This window comes from Kitasatospora sp. NBC_01287 (assembly GCF_026340565.1).
Classification (GTDB): Bacteria; Actinomycetota; Actinomycetes; order Streptomycetales; family Streptomycetaceae; genus Kitasatospora.
Map to the genome: position 1 here is coordinate 5,051,677 of NZ_JAPEPB010000001.1, position 20,302 is coordinate 5,071,978.

Genomic DNA, 20,302 nt, shown 5'->3' on the forward strand with positions numbered 1-20,302 from the left:
GATACACCGGTGGTGCGGTGCCGACCAGACTTCCCGGCGCGCCTCGAAGAGCTGTCGCTGTCCTGCCGCGACGTTGACAGTCTATGAGATGCCAAGGGCCGATATCCGGTTTGTCGCATTTTATGGCTGTATCGGCATGCTTGCCGGGCCGGCCCTGCGCCGCTGCGCAGTCCTGCTGGCCCCGCGCTGCGGACGGCTCCTGGCCCGTCGCCCCTCCTGCCGTCTCCCGTCCCGCCCCGCCGCCCGGGCTCTTCCCCTCGCCCTGCCCGCCGTCAGGCACCCAGATGCCGCAGGACGGCCAGCACCCGTCGGTGATCCGCTGCCGAGACCGGGAGGTCGAGCTTCAGGAAGATATTGGCCACGTGCTTCTCAACGGCCCGCTCCGTCACCACCAGCCCGGTCGCGATCGCCGCGTTGGACCGTCCCTCCGCCATCAGTGCGAGGACCTCCCGCTCCCGTGGACTGAGCTCGTCGACCGAGCTGCGGGTCTGGCTGGCGCCCATCAGCTGGTTGACCACCTCGGGGTCGAGCGCGGTACCGCCCGCCGCCACCCGCTCCAGGGCATCGATGAAGTCCTGCGCGTCGAGGACCCGTTCCTTCAGCAGGTAGCCGACACCGGCGGACCCGCCGGCCAGTAGCCGACTGGCGTACTGCGTCTCCACGTACTGGGAGAAGATCAAGACCGCCAGCTTCGGATTGGCTGACCGAAGGTCGATCACCGCTCGCAGGCCCTCGTCGGTGTGGGTGGGCGGCATGCGGATGTCGGACACCACCAGGTCCGGGCCGTGTTCGAGCACTGCCACCCGCAACTGCTCGGCATCCGGGACCGCTGCCACCACCTGGTAGCCCTCCTCCTCCAGGAGCTGGACCAGCCCGGCTCGGAGAATCGCGGTGTCCTCGGCCACTACCACCCGCATCGTCTTATGGTTCCTTCCTGTTTCCTGAGCTGACCTGACCTGACCTGACCTGACCTGAGCTGACCTGACCTGAGCTGACCTGTCGATCTGTCAGATGCTCGCAGGCGGTGAGCGGTGCGGTCCGGCCGGGGCGGTCCGGCGGCCGGGCGGGGCGATGGAGGGTAGGGCGGCGGCCCGGCCTGTCAGCCCAGGGCCGGCAGCTCGATCGAGATGGTGGTGGGACCACCGACCGGACTGACGGCGCTGAGCACCCCGTCAGCGACCCGGACCCGCTCGGCCAGTCCGCGCAGCCCGCTGCCCGACCCGTCCAGCCGGACCCCGCCCTTCCCGTTGTCGCTCACCAGCAGCCGCAGCCGTCCCGCTGCCGCCCGGACCGAGACGGTCACCGCCTTGGCCCCACTGTGCTTGCCCGCATTGGCCAGCAGCTCCGCCGCGGCGAAGTACAGCATGGTCTCGATGGCGGCCGGCGGGCGCTCCGGGAGGTCCAGCTCGACCTGGGCCGGGATGGCCGATCGGGCGGCGAGCGTGGTCAGTGCGGGACCCAGGCCGGCATCCAGCGCGGGCGGGTGGATGCCGCTCACCAGCTCGCGCAGCTCGCTGATGATCTCCTTGGCCTCTTGTCGTGATTCTCGAATCAAGGATCGGCCCAGCTCGGTGTTCCCCTGGGCCAGTTGCCGCTCCGCCCGGCCCAGTCGCATCCCCAGCGCTACCAGCCGGGCCTGGGCGCCGTCGTGCAGGTCCCGCTCGATCCGCCGCAGGGTCGCCGCCGCCTCGTTGATCGCGTGTGCCCTGGTCTCGGTGAGCTGGGCCAGGCGGAGCGAGGCGGTGCTCGGGCCGAGCAGGCGGGGCATCAGGAAGCGATCGGCGAGGAGGGGGAGTCGGCTCGGCCAGGGTGAGGTCAGCAGGACCAGGACGCCGATCATCACGACCAGGAGCGCGCGCGGCCAGGTGTCGAAGTAGAACCCGCCGATCTCCAGGCCGAAGCTGTGGACGACGCCGGACTTGTCGGCCGCGTGCTGTGGCTCCAGCTTCCAGAGCAGCGGATAGCAGAGGAAGAGGAGGCCGTAGGCCCACCAGAGGAAGCCCAGGGTGAACTGGAGGACCCCCAATGGGATGCGGATGAGTAGGTAGAGGCAGACCCGCCAGGCGGCTGGATCGCCCAGGTGCTGTCCCATCAGGCCGGAGAGGCCGGGAGCCCGCGGGGGCTGGGGCGGTGCCGCGATCTCCAGGCGCAGCAGACCGCGGGCCAGCGTTCGGTAGAGGGCGCCGAGTGCTCGGTCGCCGCGCAGGCTGAGCGCGAGCATCGGCAGGAAGAGCAGACCGGCCGAGAGCAGGCCGAGGATGGTGGTGAGCACCACCGCGGCGAGCCCCAGGGCAGCCAGCGGCAGGCTGAGCAGTGAGTAGAGCCGCTCTCGCCAGGAGCGTGCCGTCAGGTGTTCGCGCATTATGGTCCCCGCTGCCATGCGGCCAGTCTGGCTCATCGTGATCTCACACGTCGCGCTTTTTGAAGGCGAGGCCCGCGACCGTCAGCAGCGCTGCGGCCCAGGCCCCGAGTATCAGGAAGCTCGCCAGCGGGCTGTACGCCGTGCTCGAGTCGTGCCCGCTGCCCAGCATGGCGATCGCACCCGAGGGCACCGCACCCGTCAGGTGGGCGCCGAGGCTGCCGCTCACCTGGCTCAGCCCGATCGGCAGGACGAACTGGACTGCGACCACCAGGCTCACCGCGCCCGCCGTGTGCCGCACCAGGGTGCCGATGGCCAGTGCGATCAGTCCCATCAGCGCCATGTAGGCCCCGAAAGCGAGCGCGGCTCGGATGGTGGCCGGATCAGTGGCGGAGAGGCTCGCGTGGCTTCGGGTGATCGAGGCCCCGAGCAGGACGGCCGGCCAGGCGACCAGTTCGGCCAGGACGAAGACCAGACCGGCGAAGGTGACTGCTTTGGCTGCCAGCGCGGGGGTTCGGCGCGGTGCCGCCAGCACGGTCGCACGGATCATGCCGGTGGAGAACTCGCCGGACATCAGCAGGACGCCCAGCACGCAGACTGCCAACTGGCCGAACTGCGCCGCTGGTTGGAGGACGAGTCCGATGGTGTTGTGCTGGAAGTCCGAGCGGTCGGCGGTGGACATGGTGCCCCACTGCGAGGTGAGAGTGCTGGTCGCCAGCACCGTGAAGGCCAGGCTCAGCAGGATCATGGCACCGAGTGACCACCAGGTGGAGCGCAGTGTGGACAACTTGGTCAGCTCGCTGCGCATCAAGCAGCGGAAGTCGGCCCGGCGTGCCCGGCCGCGGGCGGCGGCGGAGCTCGAAGTGGCGGGCGAGTGGAGGGTTGCGGTGCTCACGACGGGCTCCTCGATGGGGATGGGCAGGAGGTGGGACAACGGACCTGACGGCCACTCAGGATGCTTGGTACTCGGCGCTGCTCGCGGTGAGGCGCAGGAAGGCCTGCTCCAGCAGGGCGGGCCGTGCGACCTCGGGCGTTGCCGCGTAGAGGGCGGCGTCGGTGTGACGCTGGATGAACTCGCCGGTCGAGCAGTCGGCGAGCAACCGGCCTGCTCCGATGACCAGCAGATGGTCGGCCGTCACCGCCATCTCGTTCATCAGGTGCGAGGAGAGCAGGACCGTTCGGCCCTCGGCGGCGAGCCGCTTGACCAGAGTGCGGATCCACAGCACACCCTCCGGGTCGAGGCCGTTGATCGGCTCGTCCAGGATGACGATCGCGGGATCGCCCAGCAGGGCCGAGGCGACGCCGAGTCGTTGCGCCATGCCGAGTGAGAAGCCGCCGGCTCGTCGCCGACCGGCCGCGCCCAGCCCGACCTGCGTGAGCACCTCCTCCACCCGACTGGCCGGCAGGCCTTGGGCCTGGGCGAGCGCGAGCAGGTGGCTGCGGGCGGAGCGGCCCTTGTGGAACGACCGGGCCTCGAGCAGTGCCCCGACCTCGGTGAGCGGTCGGCTGAGCGCGGCGTACGGTCGGCCGTTGATGAGGGCGTGGCCGGAGTCGGGTTGCTCCAGGCCGAGCAGCAGCCGCATCGTGGTCGACTTGCCGGCCCCGTTGGGCCCGAGGAACCCGGTGACGACGCCCGGACGGACGCTGAAACTCACGTTGGCCACGACGGTCCTGCGGCCGTAGCTCCGGGTGAGGTTGAGGGCTTGGACGGGTGCGGTGGCCAGGCCCGGACCGGTGCCTTCGATGGTCGCGCTGGGTGTTCTTCTCATGGCACCAGCGTGGCGATCTCGGGCACCTTCGCGCACGGGCGTTGGCACCCGTCTTCACTGCGTGCTGGCACCCGAGGCCCGGGCTCGTGCTAGCACGAGCAGCCGGGCGCGGCCGACCGAGCACCGTTGTTGTGGGCCGGACCGGCTTCGACTTCCGCTGTCCCGGAGAGCATTGAGCACATGCGGCGGACCGTGGACGAACTTATCGTCATTTCAACGTGCTGCCTGTGTAGGCGGCCGAGCCCCACTCCTTTCGGAGGCAACCCCATGTCCGTTCAGGAACCGGCCGATCCGGCCGGGCCCACCGCGGCGGTGCCGTCCGGCCGTGCCGCCGTGCCGTACCCAGCAGCGGGAGGTGAGGGCCCGCAGAGCGCGCCGCCCCTGTTATCGCAGGTCGGCCGGTCGCCCGTGTCGCCTCCGCCCGTGCCGCCTCCGCCTGCGGCGCCACCGCGGCCCGCCGTTCCGCGGGACCCGACCAGCACTCTTCCCACGCCGAGCCCGGCGGCCGTGCCTGAGACGGCGTCGTGGCCCGCCGCGGCGGGCTCGCAGGGCCTCTCGACCGCTCTGCCGGTCCTCGCGGGGCCGCCCGTTCCGGTCGTCCGCTCCGCCTCCGCCGTCCGCCGTTCGGGTTCATCCCGGTTCGGCGGCCCCGCAGGACCGTCGGTCCGGCTCGCGGGGGCCCGCACGCCGCTCGGCCAGGAACTCGCCTCGGCCGACGCCCTGCGCATCGAACGGCGACTGCGCCCGCTCTTCCAGGGCCTGCCACCGCAGAGTGGCGTCGCCGTCGCGGTGGTCCAGGGGGACCAGCGGACGGTCGCTTGCCGGGGCTACACCGACCCCGCGGCGCTGCGTCCGGTCCGGGCCGACACCAGGTTCGAACTCGGCTCCGTCACCAAGACGTTCACCACCCTGCTGCTCGCCGAGATGGCTGCCCGGGGTGAGGTGCGGTACGACGATCCGATCGATCGCTACCTGCCCGTCGGCGCGGTCCCGGGATACCCCAAGGAACGGCCGATCACCCTGCTGCACCTGGCCACCCACACCTCAGGCCTGCCGAGGCTGCCGGTCGGGCTGCTGCCGAGCGCCACACCGCAGTGGTACACCCGGCCCTGTGCGACCTTCGGCGTGGCTCACGTGCTGCACTCGCTGGCCCGCACACCGGTGCGCGGCACCCCCGGGACCCGGGTGCGCTACTCCAGCCTCGGCTGCGGTCTGCTCGGCATGGTGCTGGAGAACGCCGCCGGGATCCGGTACGAGGACCTGCTCGCCAGCAGGGTCTGCGGGCCGCTCGGGCTGTTGGACACCTCCTGCGGTCCGGGTGGCGAGGTCGGCAGCGGATACCGCCGGGGCCGGCGGGTCCCGTCGTTCCGGATGCCCGCGCTGCCCGGGGCGGCCGCGCTGCGCTCGAGCGCCGACGACATGCTCCGCTACCTGCAGGCGTTGGTGGTGGAGGGCGCCGCGGAGAACGCCGAGTCCGCGCTGCGGACCGCGCTCGGCGAGGTCCGCCGACCGCGGGTGGCCTGGCGGCTGGCCGGTACCCGGATCTGCCTGGGCTGGAAGCAGCGTCCGATCGGGTCGATACCGGACGTCCTCGCCCCGGACGGCGCGCGCGCGGGCCTGGCCGCCGAGTTGCTGCGCGGAGCTCGGGCGGACGAGTCGCCGGGTCGGGCCGCACGACCGGCCCTGGCGGCTCGGGTACCGTCGGCCCTGGTCGACGGTGCGCCCTGGCCGCCCGGGCAGGAGCCCGATGTCCGCCGGGCAGCCACGCGGGCGCCGGCTGCCCGGGACCGCGGAGCGTGGGCGAGCGCCCGCGAACGTCTGGAGCAGCGGGCCCCGGAGCCGGTGGTCCCCGAGCCGGTGGTCCAGGAGCTGCTCTTCCACGAGGGCGGCACCCGGGGCTTCCTCGCCTTCGCGGGCTTCGTCCCAGAGGCCGGCACCGGCCTGGTCGCGCTGGTGAGCTCGCCGCCCGCCAACCGGCGCCGCTTCCTGCACACGGCCCACGAGACGCTGCGGCGCCTCACCGAGGACCAGCAGGGCGGCTGATGCCGGGTCTGCCCGTCGGGTGTCCGGCGCCACCTGACATCGGCCGCCCGGCATCGGCCACCTGGCACCGGCCGCCCGGCATCGGACGTAGGCCAGGGGGCTCCGGCGCCCCGCGGGGGCCGTGCAACGGCCCAGGGCCTCCACCGCAGCACGCGGTGGAGGCCCTGGGCCGTTCCTCTGTTCCGGACGACCGGAGGATCAGTCCTCGCTGGCGGCGTGCGGCAGCTGGGACTGGATGAGGTTCATCACCGAGGAGTCGGCGAGGGTGGTGGTGTCGCCGACTTCGCGGCCTTCGGCGATGTCGCGCAGCAGGCGGCGCATGATCTTGCCGGAGCGGGTCTTGGGTAGCTCGCTGACGATCTTGACCTGCTTGGGCTTGGCGATCGGGCCCAGGGTCTTGCCGACGTGGTTGCGCAGCTCCGCGACCAGTTCCTCGCTGTCGGTGGCGGTGCCGCGCAGGATGACGAAGGCGACGATGGCCTGGCCGGTGGTGGCGTCGGTGGCGCCGACGACCGCGGACTCGGCCACGGCCGGGTGGCCGACCAGGGCGGATTCGACCTCGGTGGTGGAGATGTTGTGGCCGGAGACGAGCATGACGTCGTCCACGCGGCCGAGCAGCCAGATGTCGCCGTCGTCGTCCTTCTTGGCGCCGTCACCGGCGAAGTAGCGGCCGGGGAAGCGGGACCAGTAGGTGTCGATGTAGCGCTGGTCGTCGCCCCAGATGGTGCGCAGCATGGAGGGCCACGGTTCGGTGAGGACGAGGTAGCCGCCGGAGCCGTTGGGGACCTCGTGGGCCTCGTCGTCGACGACGGTGGCCGAGATGCCGGGCAGGGCACGCTGGGCGGAGCCGGGCTTGGTCTCGGTGACGCCGGGCAGTGGGCTGATCATCATGGCGCCGGTCTCGGTCTGCCACCAGGTGTCGACGATGGGGGTCTTGCCGGCGCCGATGTGCTCGCGGTACCAGATCCAGGCCTCGGGGTTGATCGGCTCGCCGACGCTGCCCAGGATCCGCAGCGAGGTGAGGTCGAACTTCGCGGGGATGTCGTCGCCCCACTTCATGAAGGTGCGGATCGCGGTGGGGGCGGTGTAGAGGATGCTGACCTTGTACTTCTGGATGATTTCCCAGAAGCGGCCCTGGTGCGGGGTGTCGGGGGTGCCCTCGTAGATGACCTGGGTGGCGCCGTTGGAGAGCGGGCCGTAGACGATGTAGGAGTGGCCGGTGACCCAGCCGATGTCGGCGGTGCACCAGTAGACATCGGTTTCGGGCTTGAGGTCGAAGACCGCGTGGTGGGTGTAGCTGGCCTGGGTGAGGTAGCCGCCCGAGGTGTGCAGGATGCCCTTGGGCTTACCGGTGGTGCCGGAGGTGTAGAGGATGAAGAGCGGGTGCTCGGCCTCGTGCGCCTGGGGGGTGTGCTCGGTGGACTGGCGTTCGGTGATCTCGTGCCACCACACGTCCCGGTCCTGGGTCCAGGAGACGTCCTGGCCGGTGCGGCGCACCACCAGGACGTGTTCCACCTGCGGGCACTTGGCCAGCGCCTCGTCGATGGCGGGCTTGAGGGCGGAGGGCTTGCCGCGGCGGTAGCCGCCGTCGGCGGTGATCACCAGGCGTGCGTCGGCGTCCTGGATGCGGGAGGCGACGGCGTCGGCGGAGAAGCCGCCGAAGACGACGGAGTGCGCCGCACCGATGCGGGCGCAGGCGAGCATCGCGACGACGGCCTCGGGGATCATCGGCAGGTAGATCGCCACCCGGTCGCCCTTGGCGACGCCCAGTTCGCGCAGGGCGTTGGCGGCCTGGGAGACCTCGTCCTTGAGTTGGGCGTAGGTGATCGCGCGGCCATCGCCGGGCTCGCCCTCGAAGTGGATGGCGACGCGGTCGCCGTGGCCGGCCTCGACGTGGCGGTCGACGCAGTTGTAGGCCACGTTCAGGGTGCCGTCGGCGAACCACTTGGCGAACGGCGGGTTCGACCAGTCCAGGGTCTGGGTCGGCTCAACGGCCCAGTCCAGGCGGCGTGCCTGCTCGGCCCAGAAGCCGAGGCGGTCCTCGGACGCCTGCTCGTACGCGGCCGCGGTGACGTTGGCGGCCGCGGCGAGCTCTGCGGGCGGCGCGAAGCGCCGCTCCTCCTTGAGCAGATTGGCCAGGCTCTCGTTGCTCAACGCACACTCCTCATCGAGTCTGTTCATGGCGCTTTCCTCGCGGCCCCGCGAGGAGCTGGCGCCAGTGCTGCGGGAAGTCCCTTGCCTAGGGATTGTCCCGTGTGTCCCAGCACACAGCTCACCAGGCGAACAGGTCGGTTGACAAGGGGACCAGGAAAATTGGTGTAGACCTTTGATCAATCGGTCGCCGTCAAGCCCGAGGTGACGCGGGTTTCCGTCCGGAGCGATGGAGGATTTCCGGTTTCTCGATCTCCGTCCGTGGGGCGTGTCGTCCTGCCGGTGACATCGCACGCGATCCGCCCGCGCCCGCCCGCGCCCCGGCCTGGTAGCTGACCTGGCAGCTGGCCTCGTGTTCGACCCTGCGCGCGGCCTTGACGCCGGTCCGCACCGGTACTCCACTGGAGCTACCAGCTCAGGAGCGCCGTCATCGGTCCCTGTCGAGACCGCGGCGATCGCGGCATCGAGGATCGAGGATGGGGCACCCCCTGGCGCGGCACTCTCGGGGAGTTGAGCCATGTCGGAATCTCCTGCCACCTCCGCCCCACTGCCGAGACCCGGCGATTTCGCGGTGGTGCACATGGGCGGCGATATCGGTCGGCTGATTCGCGTGGGCCAGTGGCTCAACGGCGACGGCTTCGCCGACTACGAGCACGCCTTCGTCCTGGTCGGCGACGGCGAAGTGATCGAAGCCGAACCCGGCGGAGCCCAGCGGGCTCCACTGGCCGAGTACGACGGCCGCCCGATCCGATGGTCCAGTGGCATTGTCCCGCTGACGAACGATCAGCGGGTCGAGATCGTCGCGGCGGCCCGCCGCTACCTGCGGGTGCCGTACAGCTTCTTCGACTACGCCGCGCTGGCGGCACACCGGTTCAAGGTCCCTGGCAACGCGCTTCTCAAAGGATATGTCGCCGACACCAGGCACCAGATCTGCTCCCAACTGGTCGACCAGTGCTACCAGGACGCCGGGGTGCACCTCTTCGAGGACGGCCGCTGGCCCGGCTACGTCACGCCCGCCGACCTGGGCCGGCTGATCGCCTGACCCTGCTCGCCGGTCGTCCGTCTCGCGCAACTCCCTTGCCGGAGGGGGGCCGCGCGCACTCTTGACAGCGCTGGGGAGCGGCGCCACCATCCATGGCTAAGGTAAGGAACCTTTACTAACCAGTGCCGCCTCCCCCCACGCCCTGGTCCGACGCGCCCCCATCGTGCCGCGTCGCGCACAGGGCGGGCCCGCGCCTGAAAGGTTGTCATGGACAAGAAGTTCCGGTTCGCCGCTCTCGCCGCCGCTCTCCTGCCGCTCGGCTTCACTCTCTCCGCCGCTCCCGCCCAGGCGGCAACCGCCGCCTTCCCCGCTCACTACGCCGCACCGTACCTGCAGATCAGCGGCTCGGACGCGGGAGACCTCGCCGCCGACCACAAGGCCAGCGGCGGGCAGTACTACACCCTGGCCTTCCTCACGCCGAAGTCCGGCTGCACGCCCATCTGGGAGGACGGCAACGACTCGCTCGGGGCCTTCACCTCGCAGGTCAGCGCGCTCAAGTCGGCCGGCGGCAACGTGATCATCTCCTTCGGCGGTGAATCCGGCGGCGAGCTGGCCCAGACCTGCACCTCGGTCTCCTCGCTGACCGCCGCGTACGCCAACGTCGTCAAGACCTACGGTGTCACCCGGCTCGACTTCGACATCGAAGGGAGCGTCCTGGACGACACCGCGGCGAACTCCCGCCGGGACCAGGCGCTTGCGGCCCTGCAGAAGGCCAACCCCTCGGTGCAGGTGGACTTCACCGTCCCGGTTGACCCCACGGGCCTGGAGTCGAACGCGCTCAACCTGCTCAAGGGCGCCAAGAGCAAGGGTGTCCAGGTCAACCTGGTCAACATCATGACGATGGACTTCGGCAACGGTCAGAACGCCCTGAAGGACGCCGAGTCTGCGGCCACCGCGACCCACGGCCAGCTGGCCGGACTCTACGGGGGCTCCTCGGCCCAGGTCTGGGAGCGGATCGGCCTGACCCCGATCGCGGGCCGCAACGACGACAACGAGAACTTCACCCAGGCCAACGCCGGCACCCTGGAGAGCTTCGCCGCCGCCAACGGTGTGCAGGAATTGGCCTTCTGGGAGGTCGACGGCTACGACAAGGGCGCCGGTTACGCCTACTCCAAGATCTTCAACAAGATCACCGGCTGACGGTGCGAGTGGTGGGTAGGAGCCGGCCGGGCTCCTACCCACCACTCGCCCACGCGGCTGTTGTCAGGCCGCGCTCGCGATCTCACGGACCACGGCCACGGCGGCGAACCGCCCGGTCTCCTGGTCCAGGACGTAGGTCTGGGCGGTGGCGAAGTCGAAGTACATGCCGATCAGACGCAGGCTGCCGTCCAGCACCCGCCGCTCCACCGCAGGGTTGGCGAGCAACTGGTCGAGCTGCTGCACCACGTTCGTGATGCCCAGCTGCTCCACCTCATCGGCGACCGGTCGATCCGCGAACTCGGCCGGGACCCGGGCGAGCCGGGCCAGCGAGCCACGGCCGTTGCGCAGCCAGCGAGCCAGCGGGGTCGGTCGTCCCGGCTGCTCGTGGACGCCGTTCAGCAGGGCCTTCATCGCGCCGCAGCCGGAGTGCCCGCAGACCGTGATGCTGCGGACCTCCAGCACCTCGACCGCGTACTGCACGGCGGCGGCGACCGAATCGTCGGCCGCGCCCGGCTCGTGCGGAGCGGGCGCCAGGTTGCCCACGTTGCGGACGGTGAAGAGGTCCCCCGGCCCGCTGCTGGTGATCATGCTGGTGACCAGACGGGAGTCGGCGCAGGTCAGGAAGAGCTGCGAGGGCGTCTGCCCCTCCCTGGCCAGCCGGGCCAACTCGGGCCGGATCAGCGGCGCGGTGTGTGTCTGGAAGCCGCGCACCCCGTTGAGCAGGCGGCCGTGCGGGTCGCCCTCCTGGTCGATGCAGTGGTGACCAACCCACGGGGTCCAGGCGCGGCAGCGGTGCGGGCCGGTGCCATCGGCGGTGCGCACCGTGCCGTCCGGATCCAGGACCTCGCCGTGCTGGCGGTCGGTCAGCATGACGACCTGGTCGCCCCGCGCCAGGCGGTCGTCCCGCCAGGCGCGCAGCACCTCGTAGGCCGAGTGATCGAGGAAGGCTCCGTCGTGCCGGATCGTCACCCGCGCACCGTGCGGGACGGAGGCGAGCACGGCGGTCAGCCTGGGTACCGACAGGAACGTCAGCGGGCCGTGCGTCCGCAGCTCGTGGGAGCCGTCGCGACAGGTGGTCAGCTCGATCTGGGCCCGGGTGAGGCGGTACAGGCCGAGCAACGCGGTCGTCGCAGCGCCGGTCGCGACCCCGAGCGGGACGCCGAGCACCACCACCCCGAGCACGGTGGCCAGGTAGACCGTGAACTCCCGGTACCGGTGGACCTTGCGGATGTGCGCGGCGCTCACCATCTGGATGCCGACCACCATGACCAGCGCGGCCAGGGCGGCGAGCGGGATCCGGCGCAGGCCGCCGATCAGCGCGACGGCCGCGACCAGCAGCCAGCAGCCCTGCAGCACGGCGGCCCAGCGGCTGCGCGCGCCCGCGCGGCTGTTGGTCGAGCTGTGGATCGTGCCACCGGCCACCGGCAGACCGCCCAGCAGGCCGCTGAGCAGGTTCGCCAGCCCCTGGCCGCGCAGCTCCCGGTTGAGATCACCCGGTCGGCCGACCTGCCGGTCGACCGCGACGGCGCAGAGCAGGGATTCGACGCTCGCCACCGCGGCAACGGTCAGCACCGCGCCGAAGATCGCGAGCGGTGAGCCGTGCGGCAGGGCGGCGAGGTCGTGCTCGGGCCAGTCGACCAGCTCCACCCGGGCGAGCCGGAAGTCGAAGGCCATGGCCAGCCCGGTGCCGGCGGCGACCGCGACCAGGGCAGCGGGTACGCGGCCGAGCAGGGCGCCGATCCGCCCGGCACGCCCCGGGAGCCGGTGGAGTCTCGGCCAGCCGTAGAGCAGCGTGATCGCCAGCAGACCCACCGCGAGCGCGGGCGGGTGCGGTCCGGACAACTGGGCCGGCAGGGCGGTCAGGTTGGCGAGCGAGGAGCCCTGCGGTGAACCGCCGAGCACCACATGGAACTGCGCGATCGCGATGGTGATGCCGACACCGGCCAGCATGCCGTGCACGACGGCCGGGGACAGCGCCAGCGCGGAGCGGGCCACCCGCATCGCACTGAGCAGCAGTTGGAGCAGGCCGGCCGTGAGTGTGATCGCACAGGTGGCCTGCCAGCCGTACCGGGCGATCAAACCGGCGGTGATCACCGTCAGGGCCGCGGAGGGAGCGCTCACCTGGAGCGGCGTGCCGCCGGTCAGCCCGACGGCGATGCCGCCCACCGCGGCGGCCACCAGGCCCGCTGTCAGTGGTGCGCCGGCGGCCAGCGCGATGGCCAGTGAGAAGGGGAGCGCGAACAGGAAGACCACCAGGGAGGCCGTCAGATCCTGCGAATTCGGCGTGCGGAAGCGGGCCCGAGTGGCGGTCGGAGCGGGCGGCGGGGCATGGCTCTCGGTGGTGGCACCGGTGCGCGGCGAGGTCGGTGGCGGCGGCGGGGGAGTGTCGAGGGCCATGGCTTCCCGTCCTTCCAGGGGAACGAACAGCGTTGAGTCCGTTGCTGTGGCCAAGCCCGTCGCGGGTGCGACCGGTCGGATCGGGTGCCGTGGGACGTGGCGGCGGGCCGAGACGGCTGCGCGTGCCGCGCCGGCGGGTGGGCGCGGTTCACGGGCCGTCGGCCTCGTACATCCAGAGGGCTTTGCACCAAGACTTGGCAAACTGTGAGTAATGGAAGCTTTGCATAGCGTAAGTGTGTGCGGGAGCCCTGAAGCGGAGATTCACTCCTGCGGGTGGCGCACTAACGTGCGGCAGCGCCCCATGGCTCGTCGCTGCTCCTGGCCGGGGCGGAGCGGGTGGCCCGGGCCGCGGGGGCGGGGTGGCCCGGGGCGGGGTGGGCCGGCCGCAGCTTCGCGGTCGTGGCTGCGGGCCGCTGCCCCACGATCGGTGGCGGGACGTCAAAGAGCCGGGTTCGCCTCCCCCGTGGGTGCGAACCCGGCCGCCTGGTCGGAGCGCCTCAGGCCGGCGTGCCGGCCGGGTCGGCGGCTGCCGCGTGGGCGAGGGCCGCCTGCTCCAGCACGAACGACGGATCCACCTGGGTCGCCAGATCGACGCCTGCCTTGGCGTTGCCCCAGCTTTCCGCGTTGCGCAGGTGGAAGTCCACGGCCTGCGCGGTGTACCGCCCGGGGTCGCGGAGTTGGAAAGCGGCGTCGGCCTGCCCGCGCAGCGCCTCCAGGACGGCCCGGTTCTCCGGCTCCAGTGTGTCGAGCGCGGGCTCGGCCCCCTGCTCCAGTCTGCGCACCCACGCTGACTGGCCGAAGGCGGCCAACAGGTCGCCGCCCACCTCGCGGCGCAGGTAGGCGAGGTCGTCCTCGTTCTGCACCTTGTTGCCGACCACTCGCAGCGCGACTCCGAAGTCCCGTGCGTACTCCTTGTACTGGCGGTAGACGGAGATGCCCTTGCGGGTCGGTTCGGCCACCAGGAAGGTCAGGTCGAAGCGGGTGAAGAGCCCCGAGGCGAAGGAGTCCGAGCCTGCGGTCATGTCGGTGACCAGGTATTCGTCGGGCCCGTCGACCAGGTGGTTGAGCAGCAGCTCCACGGCGCCGACCTTGGAGTGGTAGCAGGCGACGCCGAGGTCCTCCTCGGTGAAGGTGCCCGTCACCAGCAGTCGCACCGATCCCTCGTCCAGCGCCACCGGGCGGGCGCACGCCGCGTACACGGGGTTCTCCTCGACGATGCGCAGCAGGCGTGAGCCGCGGCCCGGCGGGGTCGTCTTGATCATCTCCGCCGCGGCCCCGATGCGCGGGTTGCTGCCGCGCAGGTACTCCTTGATCTGGGGCAGGTGGGCTCCGAGCGAGGGCAGCTGGGCGGCCTGGGCATCGGTCAGGCCCAGTGCGGGGCCCAGGTGCTGGTTGATGTCGGCGTCCACCGCGATCACCGGGCGCCCGGCGGCGGCCAGGTGGCGGATGAACAGTGAGGACAGCGTGGTCTTGCCGCTGCCGCCCTTGCCGACGAAAGCGATCTTCATCTGGACTCCCGGCTCTCGCTACCGTCGATCACCGCACGGGTCTCGGCGGACTTGTTGATAATCGTTATCGTCTCCGATAGTGGTCATCGTAGTCGGGGTTTGGGCCGCTGCGCCGAAGGGAAGCACGGATTGGCTCGAACGGGTGAAGCCGGGGTTGCTGTGCGGTCCTCACCCAGGGTGTCGTTACTCTCGGGTAGGTGAGCACTGGAACAGATCCGCTTGCCCCGCTGGCCGCGCTCCCCGGGGTGCCCGAGTCCGTCGCCGAGGTCCGCAAGGCCGTTGACCGGCTCTACGGGCACCGGGTGATGCGCCGCCGCGCGCCCGAGGTCACATCGGAGGCCGCGCTGCGCGGGGCCAGGGCGTCGGCCGCGCTCGCCGGTGCCGACTGGCCGCTGGAGGAGGTGCGTCGGCGCAGCGACTTCAGCGCGGGCGCGGACGAGCGCGTCGTCGGCGGTGCGCTGCGGATCTCAGCGGAGGCGGGTCAGCTGCTGAGCGTCTGGCGGACCTCGCCGCTGCAGGTGCTGGCGAGGTTGCACCTGTTGGCCGCCGGTGACGCGAGCAGCGCGGCGGGTCGGCCACGCCAGGACGGCGAACCGGCCGATGAGCTCTTCCCGTTGGAGCTGGCCCCGGCGCAGGGCGTGGCGGCGCCGGTCGACCTGCCGGCCGGTGCTCAGGCGCCGGGCGCCGAGGCGGGCCGCGGGCCAGTGGTGGTGTTGCCGCCCGCTCCGCCGGCCACCGAGGTGGCAGCTCGCCTGGACCAGCTCGCGCAGTTGCTGGCGGGCCGCACGGCAGGTGCCCAGGGCGGCGCGCCGGCGCTGGTCACCGCCGCGGTGGTCCATGGCGAACTGCTGGCGCTGCGCCCGTTCGGCAGCCACAACGGCCTGGTGGCGCGGGCGGCGCAGCGCATCGTGCTGATCGCCGAGGGTCTCGACCCGAAGGCGATCTGCCCGGCCGAGGTGGGGCTGGTCGAACTCGGCACCGCGGCCTACCGCGAGGCCCTGGCCGGCTACCTGACCGGCACGCCCGAGGGGCTGGGGCGCTGGATCGCGCACTGTGCGGCGGCGTTGCGGCTCGGCGTGCGGGAGAGTACGGCGGTCTGCGAGGCGATGCAGCGCGGGATGGTCTGAGCGGCGCGTCGCCGCCGGGTGCGCCTGGGCACTGCCGGGTCTGCCCGGACGCACAGTTGCGGCGACATCCCGATTGCTGATGTCGCCGCTGGTACAACGGTCCGAGTGACCATGCGTGCACCGGATGTGCCCATCAGGCGGGGATCCAGCCCGTTCGCCTGGTGCGGCGGCCCGAATCGCGGGTCGGCTGCACGTGGGTGCTCAGATGTTGTACGCGGTCCGTGTGGCCTGAACTGCGGTGTCGGTCTGACCTCTTCGGGTCCTTCCGGGTCTCGCGGGCCGTGAGTCCTTTGTATCTCGGATCCAGGGCAAACGGAACTCGAATGGCGAAGTCTTTACCCTTTGTCCGTTTTGGCACTGGCTGACTGATCGGCATCCGCGCCGCTCCAGGGGGTCCGACCGCGGGTTGCGGTCGACCCGGCGGTCGGCGCGGTGTCAGTCCGGTGGTCAGCTCGCCGGCCGGCGCCGCTTGGCCAACTGCCAGACCAGCGCTGCGCTCACGCATGCGGTGCCGACCGCGATGGTGACCAGTGCGGAGCGGCTCGGCGCCTTGAACTCGGGCAGCCGGCGGTGGAGTTCGATCGGACGATCGAAGACCAGCACTGGCCAGTCGCGCGCGACGGCCTCCTTGCGCAGGCTGCGGTCCGGATTGACGGCGGATGGGCGCCCGACCGCGTCGAGCAGTGGCAGGTCGGTGATCGAGTCGCTGTACGCGTAGCTGTCCGCCAGGTTGTAACCCTCCCGATCGGCCAGTTCGCGGATCGCGGCCGCCTTGTTCTCGGCGTACGCGTAGTACTCGATCTCGCCGGTGTAGCAGCCGTCCTCGATCGCCAGCCGGGTGGCGATCACGTGGTCGGCGCCGAGCAGCGCGCCGATCGGCTCGACCACTTCGGCGCCGGAGCTGCTGACGATCACCACGTCCCGTCCGGCGGCGTGGTGTTGCTCGATCAGCGCCGCTGCCTCCTCGTAGATGATCGGATCGATCAGCCCGTGCAGCGTTTCGGCGACGATCTCGCGGACCTGCTGGACGTTCCAGCCCCGGGTCAGCGCGGAGAGGTACTGCCGCATCTTCTCCATCTGGTCGTGGTCCGCCCCGCCGACCAGGAAGACGAACTGGGCGTACGCGCTCTTCAGCACCGCTCGACGGTTGATCAGGCCGCCTTGGTAGAAGGGGCGGCTGAAAGCCAGCGCGCTCGACTTCGCGATGATCGTCTTGTCGAGGTCGAAGAAGGCGGCGGTACGCCCGGGGCCGACGGGTGGTCTGCCGGGCGACGGGTGCCCCGGCGTGGTCGCCTCCTGCTCTGGCGCGGCCGTCGCCTGCGAGGCCGCGCCCACGGCGCCGGCGGGGGGCGGCTCGGTGGTCGGCGGGACAATCGTGGCGTCGCTCGGCGCGGCATTCGGTGCGGTCTCCGGCTCGGAGTTCTCGGCACCGCCTACGATGTCGGCGTTCTCGGTGGTGTCCACAGGAACCGAGGATAGATGGCGGTCTCTCGGGCGCCGCCATTCGGTGGACGTGAGGGTGTGCTGGTTTGTGTTTCTGGCCGCTCGGGTACACCATGGAAGTCACGGATCGTTCGCGACCGTGCTAACCCGGTCCGGCTCCTCCCCCCCGAGTCGGACCGTGGATAGACGACCCCCGCTCTCCCCCCCGGCGGGGGTCGTCGCATGTCCGGGGCCATTTTCAGGCCCTCGTGAGGCGTCGGGGGTGGCGTTCGAGGGGGTTGGGGGCGGCGTCCGGTGGAGTCGGCTGAGGTTCGCGCCGATTCATTTTCGTCACTCTCGGTAATTATTTGAGCGCCCTTCGCAGGGCGCTTCTCAGGGCTGCGAAGGGTCGCCCCGAGGCGGTGTCAATTTCGCTGGACGGAACTCCTCGGACGGGTGAACACGATCCGTCCGGGGGAGTTCCGATATCCACATCCCTTGACTTATCCACAGGGAATCGATGAGTGGACGACGGGTCGGCGGCCGGAGGGCACTGTGAGGCCAAGCCGAAGCCAGAGCTCGGACCGATGAGGATCAGCCGCATCGGACGGGCAGCGGGCAGAGGCACCCATGTCGTCGCCCGCCCCGCCCGGGGCGAGCTCGCCGCGCGTCGCCTCACCCGGTGGTGCGCGGAGCTCGACCGGCGGAGCGTCAGCGAGCAGCCCGCTCTGGGGAGGCAGCCATGCGCGCACCAACCATCGACCAGTACGACCCGACAGTCCACGAGCCCGGCTCCGGCGGACCCCTGATCCTCACCGGGGACGAGCAGTTGGCGGAGCACCTGCTCAAGCTCTGCGCGGCGGTCGGGGCCGAGCCCCAGTTGCTGGCCACGGCGCCGCCACGCCGCCTCTGGGAGGCGGCCCCCATCGTCCTGCTCGGCGATGACCAGTACGAGCGCTGCGCGGAGCTTCCCCGCCGCCCCGGTGTGCTGCTGCTGAGTGGCGGACCAGATCACTGCGAGGTGTGGGTCCGCGGCGTCCAACTCGGCGCCGAGCAGGTGCTGTTCCTGCCCGACGCGCAGTCCTGGCTGCTCGACCGGATCGCCGATGTGGTCGAGGGCGTCGGCCCCCCGGCGCTGACCGTCGCGGTGCTCGGCGGTCGGGGCGGTGCCGGGGCGTCGACACTCGCCTGTGCGCTGGCCGTCGCGGCGGTGCGAGCCGGTCACCGCACCATGCTGATCGACGGCGACCCGCTGGGCGGTGGGCTGGACGTGCTGCTCGGCGGTGAGGGTGCCGACGGGCTGCGCTGGCCCGACCTGGCCGACGCGCGGGGGCGGGTCAACAGCGCCGAGCTCGCCCAGGCGTTACCCGTGCTGCACCGGATCAGCACGCTCTCCTGGGACCGGGGCGCCGCGCCGCAGGTCCCGTCGGCGGCGATGCGCTGCGTGCTGGAGGCCGCGCGGCGCCGGGGCGGACTGGTCGTCCTCGACCTGCCGCGCCAACTCGATCCGGTCGCCGTCCAGGCCTTGGAGCAGACCGACACGGGCTTGCTGGTGATCCCCGCGGAAGTGCGCGCGCTGGCCGCGGCCGGGCGAGTGGCAGCCACCGCCGGAGCGCGCTTGGCGGACCTGCGAGCGGTGATCCGCCAGCCAGGGCCGGTGGGCCTGCGCGGCGCGGAGATCGCCCGAGGCCTCGGGCTCCCGCTCGCGGGTGAGATCACCCACGAGGCCGGGCTGACGCTCGACGCCGAGCGCGGCAGACCACCGGGCCAGCGGTCCGGTGGCCCGCTGGCCCGTTTCTGCGCCGCCTATCTCAACGAAGTTCTGCCCGGTACCGAAGGAGCAACGGCATCATGAAGACGCCTGCAACGCCTGCAACTCATACGACGCATACGACGCATACGAAAGCCGGCGGCGACGCCCCGGAGCGGCAGCTGTCCTGGGGCGTTCGATTCGACCGGTCCAGGCCGAGGCCCACCCTCGCCGCGCTCCGGCGCCGCCCGAACACCGCGGACCAGGGCACCCAGATGCCCGAACGCGCCACCGCCCTGCTCGATGCCGTCCGGCTGCGCCTCGCGGAGTCCGGTGCCTCGCCGACCACCGCCGAGGTGGCGGCGGCCCTGCGGGCAGCGCGGCCCCCGCTCGGCGGCGACGAACTGCTGCACACCGTCAGCGCCCTGCGGGCGGAGCTCGTCGGGGCAGGGCCGCTGGACGCCCTGCTTAGTTCGCCCGATGTGACCGATGTGCTGGTCAACGCACCCGACGAGGTCTGGGCCGACCATGGCAGGGGGCTCCGTCGGGAGTCGTCGGTCAGGTTCCCCGACGCGGAGGCGGTGCGGCACCTCGCGCACCGGCTGGCCACCGCGGCCGGTCGTCGGCTCGATGACGCCCGCCCGTGGGTCGACGCCCGATTGCCCGACGGAACCAGGCTGCACGCGGTTCTCCCGCCGATCGCGGCCGACTGCACGCACATCTCGCTGCGGATCGCACGGCAGCGGCCCTTCGAGTTGGGTGAGTTGGTAGCGGCCGGGGCACTTGGAGCTCCCGCGGCCGAGTTGCTCGACGCTATCGTGCGATCTCGACTGTCGCTGCTGATCAGCGGGGGGACCGGCACCGGGAAGACGACGCTGCTGGCCGCGCTGCTGGGCCTGGTCGGCCGAGCCGAGCGGATCGTCATCGCCGAGGATTCGGCGGAGCTGCGGCCCGCACACCCTCATGTGGTGCGCCTGCAGAGCCGGCCGCCGAACCAGGAAGGGCTCGGCGAACTGACCCTGCGCGACCTGGTCCGCCAAGCACTGCGCATGCGTCCCGACCGACTGGTGGTCGGGGAGGTGCGCGGCAGCGAGGTCCTCGACCTGCTGGCCGCCCTCAACACCGGCCACGAGGGCGGCTGCGGCACGGTGCACGCCAACACGGCAGCCGACGTGCCGGCGCGGCTCGAAGCACTCGGTTCGATGGCCGGGTTGGAACGCCGGGCGCTGCACAGTCAACTGCGTGCCGCGTTGGACGTGGTGATCCACCTGGTGCGCGATCAACGCACCGGTCGGCGGCGGGTCGCGGAGCTGCACACTCTGGCCGGGGATGCCACCGGTCTGGCCGTGACCGTTCCCGCCGTGCTCTTCGGACCGGACGGCTCGGTGGACCACGGGCCTGGCTGGCTGCGGTTGACGGAGCTCTGCGCGGCGCGCGGTGTTGCTCTGGAACGGGGGCGGTGATGGGTGGACGACAGCTTCAACTCGCCTTGGCCGTAATGCTCTGCGCGCTTGCCGCAGCGGCTTGGTCGTGGCTGAACCGACGGGCGCTGGCGCGGCGGCGGTCACAGGGTGTGCTGGGACGCCCGGGTGCT

14 protein-coding genes are annotated in these 20,302 nt (G+C 71.5%); 6 read left to right on the forward strand and 8 right to left on the reverse strand.

Going from position 1 to position 20,302, the window contains the following annotated elements; translation table 11 throughout:
- Positions 1-272: 272 nt before the first annotated feature.
- The 4 genes from OG455_RS21790 to OG455_RS21805 form a co-directional block, all read right to left on the reverse strand.
- Positions 273-917, reverse strand: a complete 645-nt coding sequence (locus OG455_RS21790) for a response regulator transcription factor (protein ID WP_266296168.1) — start codon at positions 915-917, stop codon at positions 273-275.
- A 182-nt stretch (positions 918-1,099) separates the two neighbouring features.
- A complete protein-coding gene (locus OG455_RS21795; RefSeq protein WP_266296170.1) occupies positions 1,100-2,380 on the reverse strand; it encodes a sensor domain-containing protein in 1,281 nt (426 codons plus the stop codon).
- Between the two features lie 25 nt (positions 2,381-2,405).
- The gene (locus OG455_RS21800; protein WP_266296172.1) at positions 2,406-3,254 is read right to left on the reverse strand and encodes a hypothetical protein; all 849 of its coding nucleotides are present in this window, start codon (positions 3,252-3,254) and stop codon (positions 2,406-2,408) included.
- 55 nt (positions 3,255-3,309) lie between these two features.
- Entirely contained in the window at positions 3,310-4,128 is an 819-nt protein-coding gene (locus OG455_RS21805) for an ABC transporter ATP-binding protein (protein ID WP_266296174.1), read from the reverse strand.
- A gap of 507 nt (positions 4,129-4,635) precedes the next feature.
- Here OG455_RS21805 and OG455_RS21810 point away from each other — a divergent pair.
- Positions 4,636-6,171, forward strand: coding sequence for a serine hydrolase (locus OG455_RS21810; RefSeq protein ID WP_266296176.1), 1,536 nt, complete (start codon positions 4,636-4,638; stop codon positions 6,169-6,171).
- A gap of 198 nt (positions 6,172-6,369) precedes the next feature.
- On the opposite strand, the gene acs is transcribed toward OG455_RS21810, so the two are convergent.
- Positions 6,370-8,325 carry an acetate--CoA ligase gene (acs, locus tag OG455_RS21815; protein WP_266300903.1) on the reverse strand — a complete coding sequence of 652 codons (1,956 nt, stop codon included), beginning with the start codon at positions 8,323-8,325 and terminating at the stop codon, positions 6,370-6,372.
- Positions 8,326-8,839: 514 nt separating this feature from the next.
- On the opposite strand from acs, the gene OG455_RS21820 reads away from it, so the two are divergent.
- Together OG455_RS21820 and OG455_RS21825 are read left to right on the forward strand one after the other, a co-directional pair.
- Complete coding sequence (locus OG455_RS21820; RefSeq protein WP_266296178.1) at positions 8,840-9,364, forward strand: hypothetical protein; 525 nt, start codon at positions 8,840-8,842, stop codon at positions 9,362-9,364.
- Positions 9,365-9,571: 207 nt separating this feature from the next.
- Positions 9,572-10,504, forward strand: a complete 933-nt coding sequence (locus OG455_RS21825) for a chitinase (RefSeq protein WP_266296179.1) — start codon at positions 9,572-9,574, stop codon at positions 10,502-10,504.
- Positions 10,505-10,567: 63 nt separating this feature from the next.
- On the opposite strand, the gene OG455_RS21830 is transcribed toward OG455_RS21825, so the two are convergent.
- Together OG455_RS21830 and OG455_RS21835 are read right to left on the reverse strand one after the other, a co-directional pair.
- Positions 10,568-12,901, reverse strand: a complete 2,334-nt coding sequence (locus tag OG455_RS21830; protein ID WP_266296180.1) for a SulP family inorganic anion transporter — start codon at positions 12,899-12,901, stop codon at positions 10,568-10,570.
- 497 nt (positions 12,902-13,398) lie between these two features.
- Entirely contained in the window at positions 13,399-14,409 is a 1,011-nt protein-coding gene (locus tag OG455_RS21835; RefSeq protein ID WP_266296182.1) for an ATP-binding protein, read from the reverse strand.
- Between the two features lie 197 nt (positions 14,410-14,606).
- Here OG455_RS21835 and OG455_RS21840 point away from each other — a divergent pair, with 197 nt between their 5' ends.
- Positions 14,607-15,536, forward strand: a complete 930-nt coding sequence (locus OG455_RS21840) for a Fic family protein (protein WP_266296184.1) — start codon at positions 14,607-14,609, stop codon at positions 15,534-15,536.
- Positions 15,537-15,983: 447 nt separating this feature from the next.
- On the opposite strand, the gene OG455_RS21845 is transcribed toward OG455_RS21840, so the two are convergent.
- Entirely contained in the window at positions 15,984-17,000 is a 1,017-nt protein-coding gene (locus tag OG455_RS21845; RefSeq protein WP_266296186.1) for an HAD family phosphatase, read from the reverse strand.
- Between the two features lie 700 nt (positions 17,001-17,700).
- Between OG455_RS21845 and ssd the strand changes: the two genes are divergently transcribed.
- A complete protein-coding gene (gene ssd / locus OG455_RS21850) occupies positions 17,701-18,813 on the forward strand; it encodes a septum site-determining protein Ssd (RefSeq protein WP_266296188.1) in 1,113 nt (370 codons plus the stop codon).
- Between the two features lie 170 nt (positions 18,814-18,983).
- Positions 18,984-20,171: a TadA family conjugal transfer-associated ATPase gene (locus OG455_RS21855; RefSeq protein WP_266296190.1), complete on the forward strand. Its 1,188-nt coding sequence runs from the start codon at positions 18,984-18,986 to the stop codon at positions 20,169-20,171.
- Positions 20,172-20,302 lie beyond the last annotated feature (131 nt).

Bases quoted from the DNA above. Each gene is read 5' to 3' on its own strand.
- OG455_RS21835 (WP_266296182.1), bottom strand. From the start codon at position 14,409: ATGAAGATCGCTTTCGTCGGCAAGGGCGGCAGCGGCAAGACCACGCTG.
- OG455_RS21820 (WP_266296178.1), top strand. From the start codon at position 8,840: ATGTCGGAATCTCCTGCCACCTCCGCCCCACTGCCGAGACCCGGCGAT.
- OG455_RS21790 (WP_266296168.1), bottom strand. From the start codon at position 917: ATGCGGGTGGTAGTGGCCGAGGACACCGCGATTCTCCGAGCCGGGCTG.
- OG455_RS21830 (WP_266296180.1), bottom strand. From the start codon at position 12,901: ATGGCCCTCGACACTCCCCCGCCGCCGCCACCGACCTCGCCGCGCACC.
- ssd (WP_266296188.1), top strand. From the start codon at position 17,701: ATGCGCGCACCAACCATCGACCAGTACGACCCGACAGTCCACGAGCCC.
- OG455_RS21855 (WP_266296190.1), top strand. From the start codon at position 18,984: ATGCCCGAACGCGCCACCGCCCTGCTCGATGCCGTCCGGCTGCGCCTC.
- OG455_RS21795 (WP_266296170.1), bottom strand. From the start codon at position 2,380: ATGGCAGCGGGGACCATAATGCGCGAACACCTGACGGCACGCTCCTGG.
- OG455_RS21805 (WP_266296174.1), bottom strand. From the start codon at position 4,128: ATGAGAAGAACACCCAGCGCGACCATCGAAGGCACCGGTCCGGGCCTG.
- OG455_RS21825 (WP_266296179.1), top strand. From the start codon at position 9,572: ATGGACAAGAAGTTCCGGTTCGCCGCTCTCGCCGCCGCTCTCCTGCCG.